General features: G+C 71.6%; 5 protein-coding genes. 1 reads left to right on the top strand and 4 read right to left on the bottom strand.

Translation table 11 applies throughout. From position 1 onward, the window contains the following. Positions 1–839: 839 nt before the first annotated feature. Positions 840–3,398, top strand: a complete 2,559-nt coding sequence (gene pepN, locus NBX02_RS07090) for an aminopeptidase N (protein ID WP_250283497.1) — start codon at positions 840–842, stop codon at positions 3,396–3,398. A 347-nt stretch (positions 3,399–3,745) separates the two neighbouring features. On the opposite strand, the gene NBX02_RS07085 is transcribed toward pepN, so the two are convergent. The 4 genes from NBX02_RS07085 to malQ all read right to left on the bottom strand — a co-directional run. Continuing rightward, the gene (locus NBX02_RS07085; RefSeq protein WP_250290535.1) at positions 3,746–4,906 is read right to left on the bottom strand and encodes an alkaline phosphatase PhoX; all 1,161 of its coding nucleotides are present in this window, start codon (positions 4,904–4,906) and stop codon (positions 3,746–3,748) included. Positions 4,907–5,435: 529 nt separating this feature from the next. Beyond that, entirely contained in the window at positions 5,436–5,852 is a 417-nt protein-coding gene (locus NBX02_RS07080) for a DUF5130 family protein (RefSeq protein WP_250283500.1), read from the bottom strand. Then, positions 5,839–6,207, bottom strand: a complete 369-nt coding sequence (locus NBX02_RS07075; protein ID WP_250283502.1) for a hypothetical protein — start codon at positions 6,205–6,207, stop codon at positions 5,839–5,841. The genes NBX02_RS07080 and NBX02_RS07075 overlap by 14 nt, the downstream gene beginning before the upstream one ends. Before the next feature lie 220 nt (positions 6,208–6,427). Then, positions 6,428–7,559: 4-alpha-glucanotransferase (gene malQ / locus NBX02_RS07070; protein ID WP_250290533.1), on the bottom strand; the 1,132-nt coding region annotated here is incomplete at its 5' end.

Raw genomic sequence — 7,559 nt, 5'->3', positions numbered from 1 at the left:
CGGCAGGGCCCACGGCAGGGCCCGCGGCCGCGGCGTCCGCCGCCGCGCCGGAGGGGGCCGCGGGCGGGACAGCCGCGTCCGACGGCACCGCGTCCGGAGCCGGGCCGTCCCCGGACGCCGTCTCTGGACCCCCTGCCCACGCGGCAGGCGTATCCGGGAGCTCCGCCCGCGCAGCAGGCCTGTCCGGGAGCTCCGCCCGCGCAGCAGGCCTGTCCGGGGACGCCGCCCGCGCAGCAGGCCTCTCGGGGGGCGGGGCTCCCGAGGGCAGGGGCAAAGTGGCCGGTGCCCGCGCGTCCGGCGCGGGGCTGTCCGGACGGGCCCGGCGTCCGCGGCCGATCCTCCACTTCACGGGCGCTCCCGATCCGTCACAGGAGCCTCACTGATCGAATCCGTCACCCGCTGTGCCCCTTCCCCGGTGCCGGCCGCTCGGCGCCAGCACCCGCGGTGCCACCTTCGTTCCTGCGCCGCCCTGCATATCCCGTGCCGCCCTGTACTCCGTGTCGCCTCGCGCTCCCGTGCCGCCCTGCCCGGCAATCCGGGCGCCGGGCCCGCGAACGCTGACCGAATCCCCCGTAATCAAACCCGACAGCGGATGAGCTGGACAGTCGCGCACCGCCCGTCGGACCGGTCCGGGTGGAGCCGGCACGACCAGCACGGGAGGCGTGGGAGACTGGCTAAAGCCGTCGGGCTCTCTCCGCCGCGCCGACCGGCCCGCCAGGCCGGGACGTCCGTCCCCTCGTCCCGGACCGGACGGGCCCGGGCCGGCGGGCTGGAGACAACAGAGCCCGCGCAGCAACCGGACATCGTCCGTCCACCGCCGCTGGATCGAAAGGACCTGTGTGTCAGCCAACAACCTCACCCGCGACGAGGCGCGTGAGCGCGCCCGGCTGCTCAACGTGTCCTCGTATGAGGTGAACCTTGACCTGACCAGCGGTGACACCACGTTCGTGTCACGAACTGTGGTGCATTTCACCAGCACCAGGCCGGGCGCCTCCACGTTCATCGAGCTGACCGCCCCGGCCGTGCGCACGGTGGCCCTCAACGGCCGCGCGCTGGACCCGGCCGAGGTCCACGACGGTGACCGGATCACGCTGACGGATCTGCGGGAGGCCAACGAGCTGGAGGTGGTGGCCGACTGCGCGTACTCGAAGACGGGCGAGGGGCTGCACCGGTTCGTCGACCCGGTCGACTCCGCCGTCTACCTGTACACGCAGTTCGAGACCTACGACGCGCACCGCATGTACGCCTGCTTCGACCAGCCGGACCTCAAGGCGGTCTTCAAGCTGTCGGTGGTGGCGCCGTCGGAGTGGCGCTGCATCTCCAACGGCCGGCATCTTGCGACCACCGAGGCCGGCGAGGGCCGGACCTTCTGGCTGTTCGAGCCGACGCCGGTTGTCTCGACCTACATCACCGCGCTGGTCGCCGGCCCCTACCACGAGGTACGCGACCACCACGACGGGATCGACCTCGGCCTGTACTGCCGGCGGTCGCTCGCCGAGTTCCTCGACCCCGAGGAGATCTTCACCATCACCAGGGCCGGGTTCGACTTCTACCACCGGGTGTTCGACTACCGGTACCCGTTCGGCAAGTACGACCAGCTCTTCGTCCCGGAGTTCAACGCCGGGGCGATGGAGAACGCCGGCTGCGTGACCTTCCTGGAGGACTACGTCTTCCGCGCGAAGGTCACCGAGGCCCGCCGGGAGCGCCGGGCCGAGACCATCCTGCACGAGATGGCGCACATGTGGTTCGGCGACCTGGTGACGATGCGCTGGTGGGACGACCTGTGGCTGAACGAGTCGTTCGCCACCTTCATGTCGGTGCTCGCCCAGGTGCGCTCGACCCGGTTCACCAACGGCTGGACGACGTTCGCGAACGCCGAGAAGGGCTGGGCCTACCGGCAGGACCAGCTCTCCTCCACCCACCCGATCGTCGCCGACGCCCCCGACATGGAGGCCGTGCGCACCAACTTCGACGGCATCACCTACGCCAAGGGCGCCTCCGTCCTCAAGCAGCTGGTGGCCTGGGTGGGCCAGGAGGAGTTCCTCACCGGCCTGCGCTCGTACTTCCGCCGCTACGAGTACGGCAACACCTCCCTGCGCGACCTGCTCGACGAGCTGGAGAACGCCAGCGGCCGTGACCTGACGGTGTGGTCGGCGGACTGGCTGGAGACCACCGGCGCCAACACCCTGCGGCCCCGGTTCGAGACCGACTCCTCGGGGCTGTTCACCACCTTCGACGTAGTGCAGGAGCCGGCGTCCTCGCCGCCGACGGCGAGCGCGGCCCTGCGGCCGCACCGGCTGGCGATCGGCCTGTACGACCGCGCCTCCGACGGGTCGCTGCAGCGCCGCGAGCGCGTCGAGCTCGACGTGGTCGGCGCGCTGACCGAGGTGCCGAAGCTCGTCGGGGCCCGGCGGCCCGACCTGGTGCTGCTCAACGACGACGACCTCACCTACGCCAAGGTCCGCCTGGACGACCGCTCGCTGGCCACCCTGATCGACTCGATCGGGACGATCCGCGAGTCACTGCCGCGCACCCTGTGCTGGGCGGCCGCCTGGGACATGACCCGGGACGCGGAGCTGGCCGCGCGCGACTACGTCAAGCTCGTGCTGTCCGGGGTGGACGCCGAGGACGACATCGGGGTCGTCCAGTCGCTGCTGGCCAAGGCCCAGCTCACCATCAACGCCTACGGGGATCCGGCGAACCGGGCGCGGGCCCTGCGCGAGCTGTCCGCCCGCGTCGAGGAGCTGCTGCGCACCGCCGCGCCCGGCAGCGACCTGCAGCTGGTGCACGCGACCGCGTTCGCCCACGCCGAAGACCCCGACCAGATCGGACGGGTACGCGCGATCTTCGAGGGCGCCGACGTCGTCGACGGCCTTGTGCTGGACACCGAACTGCGCTGGACGCTGCTGATCCAGCTGGTGGCGCGCGGCGTCTACGGCGCCGAGGAGATCGAGGCCGAGCTCGCCCGCGACCGGACGGCGACCGGCGAGAAGCGGGCCGCCACCGCCCGCTCGGCCCGCCCGACCGCTCAGGCGAAGGCCGCCGCCTGGTCAGCGGCGATCGACTCCGACACGCTGTCGAACCACCTGCTCGTGGCGACCCTGGGCGGCTTCTGGATCCCCGGCCAGGAGGAGCTGACCCGGCCGTACGTGAGCCGCTTCTTCGCCGAGATCGGCGAGATCTGGCGGACCAGGACCTTCGACACCGCTCAGACCATCACGCAGATGCTCTTCCCGTCCGCGATCGTCGAGCCGGCGACGGTGGACGCGGTGGACGCCTACCTGGCCGAGGCCGACCTCGGCCCTGCCCTGCGCCGCGCCCTGGTCGAGGGCCGCGACGGCCTGCTGCGCGCACTGCGCGCCCGCGCCAAGGACACCGAAGCCGCCACCGCTACCTGAGTCAGCACGTCTACCTGAGTCAGCATGTCGGCCGGCGGCGGGCGTTTCCCGGCCTCGCCCCGCCGGCCGACACCGGCTCCGATCCCACCGCTGGCGGCGCCGGCCAGGCATCCGCGTGACCGGCCTGCCCGCCGAAGAATCCATGACCGCGTATCGCCGTCACCAGAACAGCACCAACCGTAGGTGAAAAGCGCCATCATAACAGCGTTTTCCACCTACGGACACGGCAGGCGTAGGTGGAAAACGCCGCCACAGCAGCGGTTTCCACCTACGCTCTCAGGGCGGGCGAGGAGCGGCTCGCTGCCGTTCCTCCGGATATGGCCTATCGGCCGAGCCCGCCCGGAAGGTCAGGTGCGGAAGGGGCCGGTGACCTCGAAGGTGATGCCGCCGGAGGAGGAGCCGATGGTGCCTCGCTGGGAGGAGAAGTACAGCCGCTGGCCGTCCGGGGTGAAGGCGGGGCCGGTGATTTCGGACGAGTTGTGGCCCACCAGGCGCAGGAAGGGAGCCACGATGTCGTCCGGGGTGATGACGCAGATCTCCAGGTTGCCGCCGTCTTCAGCGACGTACAGGTCCCCGTATGTCGACCCGGTGATGTTGTCGACGCCGGTCAGCGGGGCGGGGCCGGGGGACACCAGCGAGTCGTCGTAGGCGAGTTCGAACGTGTTGGTGTCGACGTGCAGCTCCCACACCCGGTTGTCGCCCTTGGTGGTGAACCAGACGGTGTTGTTCGCGTAGTGGACGCCTTCACCGCCGTTGAAGTGCTTCGCGCCGGAGACCTGGTTGCGGGTGGCGGTCGGTGAGCCGTCCACGTCCGGGACGGTCTGCCAGGTGAACGTCCCGGACGTGCCGCTGCCGGCGACCAGCACCTCAAGGGTGCCCGCGGAAAGATTTCCCCAGGTGGTCGGGCGGAAGCGGTAGAAACAGCCGTTGGTCTCGTCCTCGGTCAGGTAGATGGCCTGGCGGACGGGGTCGGCCGCGGCGGCCTCGTGCTTGAAACGGCCCATCGCCGGGCGGCTCACCGCGGACGCTCCGGTGGCCGGGTAGGTTTCCCACACCCGTCCCAGAGAGGTTTCCTCGCAGGACAGCCAGGTGCCCCAGGGAGTGGCCCCGCCCGCGCAGTTGGAACTGGTGCTGGAAAGAATCCGCTGGGCGGAGGTAATGGTGCCGCTGGAGTTGAACCGCAGCACCGAGGCGCCACCGCCGCCGCTGCCGACCTCGGAGTTCGACGCGTATATCCAGCCCGTGCCGTTCGGGAAGACAGCACCGCCGTCCGGGGCGTTGTGCCAGGTGTAGCTGGTCCCGGAGACCACCTGGCTGGAACGGGCGACGATACGGCTGGTGAAACCGGAGGGAAGCATGACACCGTTGGCGTCGGCGGGCAGCAGCGATCCGTAGGGGCTGGGACCGTTCTGGGCGGGAGCGGCCAGAGCCGTGTCCCACATCACGCCGGAGAAGGCGAGGACACCCGCCCCGGCGACAGCGGAACGCAAGAAGGTTCGCCGTTCCATTGCTGACCTCCAAAATACGGTGACAATGCCGGGCCGGCGGCAGTAAATTCTCTGCTCTTTCGCTGCCGACGGCCCTTCCGGACGGGGTTGTCCGGGCCGTCGGTAACACTAGGGTGGAATCGCTGGACGCAGGAGGATCACGGCGATGAACATCAGGAAACCGTCCGAAAACAAGACAGAAAAAAATGGAAGGAAGGCGGCGGCAGCGGCCGGGCCGCACTAGTGTCGTGTCAGCCGACGCGTGCCCCGCCACCGCGCGGGCGCCCTGGTGGCATTGCCGGAATTCCTGGGCGGTGCTGCCGCCCGGCGCCTCCGGGCGCCTTGTCGGAGATATCACCTGGAGACGATGGCCGAGGTGAATACTGGCCGAGGTGAATACTGACCGACACGGAACCAGGAATAACGAACAGGTACGGCGGGACCGGTGAGGCCCGGGCGGACGCGGCCGCCCACCGCGCGCGGAAAACATGACCGCGCGTTCTCCGGCTGTCCGGGAGACCGCGGGGCAACGGCCCCCAGCCCGCCCACCTCAGAGCGAGGCTAAGACCCTGCTCGGCCCGCCGGGGGACCCGGACGGCTGGGGGCCGGCGGCGTCGGCCAGCTGGCGCAGGCCGTTGATGATCCCGTTGACGATGTCGCCGAGGGCGAAACTGGAGGTCATCGTCAGGACGGCGAGCCCGGCGGCCTGGTCGGTGACACGCCGCCTGGCCCCTCTCGTCGTCTTGATGTGGACGAACCGTTGACCGGGAGAGACCAGGATGACGACGGCCGGGTCGCCCGGGCGTGCCGCCAGGTTGGCCAGCAGCCGTTCGGCGAACAGCTCCGGGTCGTCGTCGACGGCTCCGACCCGGACGGCGAACCGGATGCCGGTGCGGGCCTGCGCCGCCGCCCGCGCCCGTTCGAGCCGGTCGCGCTGCTCCCAGGTGAAGGGCTCACCAGGTGCCACTGGCACCGCCCGCGCCGGGTGAGGCCACGCGCGGGTGCTCGCCTTCGGCGGCGGCCGCGGGCGGATCCCCGACCCAGACCTCGTCATGGTTCCAGGAGCGCCCCGGCCGGTAGCGGGACGGGCCGCTGCCCCGGCTCGACAGCAGCGTGAGCCCGATCGCGACCAGGAACCCACCGATGATCGTCCCACCGTAGACAGCCCAGGCCTCCAGCGGCGTGAGCGGATCGGGACTGTACCGGTCCCCGATGTCCTGCGCCAGGGCGGCGCCGCACATCGCGGGAAGCGTGAGAAGAGCCAGCGTCACGACGGTGAGTACGCGGCGGGTGGTGGTCAGCCGAGGACGTCGACGAGTCACGTTGCGAAGGTTACCGGGTGATTGGCCCATGGTCGCCTGAAACCGCGTCCCGGCGGCACACCCCGTCGCGGCGGCCCGGCCCAGCCACGGCCCAGCCACGGCCCAGCCACGGCCCAGCCACGGCCCGATCGTGACGCAACGTAGCAAAGTATATCACCTTCTGTCGTTATCGACCGCTGTCACCTCTGGTCGTCGCCGGCCTCGGCCGCTGTCACACCTGTCACACCTGTCGGGCCTGTTCCCGCACCTGGGCGAGCAGCCCGGCCAGGCGGTGCACCCGCGGGTCGGCCCGCAGCCGCTCCACGGTGACGGGCCGGCCGTCGGCGTCGGTCACCGGCAGCCGCCAGTTCGGGTACGTGTCCACGGTGCCGGGCAGGTTCGGTTGCCGCAGGTCGCCCAGGGCGTCGCCCGGGGCCGCGAGCACGATCCGTGCCGGCGAGCGGACAAGCAGGCCGTGCAGGGCGAAAACGGCCTCACGCAGCACCAACGGGTCAAGATCGTCCGTAGCGGTAAGCTGCGCGGTCAGCAGGCCCTCGGCCCGCAGCAGGGCGATCAGCGCGTCCCGCTCCTGCCGCCATGCCCGCAGCTCGGCGTCTGGGGAGTGACGCAGCAGGCCACGGCGGGCCCGTACCCGCACGTGCGCGCCGGTGAGGTAGCCGGCGACGGTGGGCAGGTCGTGGGTGGTGATGCTCGCCATCGCCGGTTCCCGCCAGCGTCGCGGCGGCAGCGGCTCACCGTCGGCGTCGCGTTCGAACCAGGCGACGGTCGACCCGAGCACCCCGGCGCGGGCCAGCCTCGCCGCGACCGAGGACTCGACCGTGCCGAGGTCCTCGCCGACGACAAGCGCACCGGCCCGGGCCGCCTCGAGCGCGAGCAGCCCGAGCATGGCATCGGCGTCGTAGCGGACGTAGGTGCCCCGCGCCGCGGAGTTCCCGGCCGGGATCCACCACAGCCGGAACAGGCCGAGGATGTGGTCGACCCGGATGCCACCGCCCCGGCGGAGCACGGCGGCGACCATCTGCCGGAACGGCGCGTAGCCGGTCTCCGCCAGCCGGTCGGGCCGCCATGGCGGCAGCGCCCAGTCCTGGCCCTGCTGGTTGAACCCGTCCGGGGGCGCGCCCACGGTCGCGCCGACGGCGAAGACGTCCCGCAGCGCCCACGCGTCCGCGCCACCGGGATCCACGCCGACCGCGAGGTCGTGCACGATACCGACGGTCATCCCGGCGTCGCGGGCGGCCCGCTGCGCGGCCGCGAGCGCGGCGTCGCAGGCGTGCTGCAGCCAGCGGTGGAAGGCGACCCGTTCCCGCAGCTCGGCGCGGGCGGCGGCGACGGCGGGGCCACGCGGGTCGCGC

The sequence above is a fragment of the Protofrankia sp. CiP1_Cm_nod1 genome, assembly GCF_920888515.1.
Classification (GTDB): domain Bacteria; phylum Actinomycetota; class Actinomycetes; order Frankiales; family Frankiaceae; genus Protofrankia.
The sequence above is the reverse complement of the archived record's forward strand: the minus strand, read 5'-3'. Positions and strand labels throughout refer to the sequence as shown.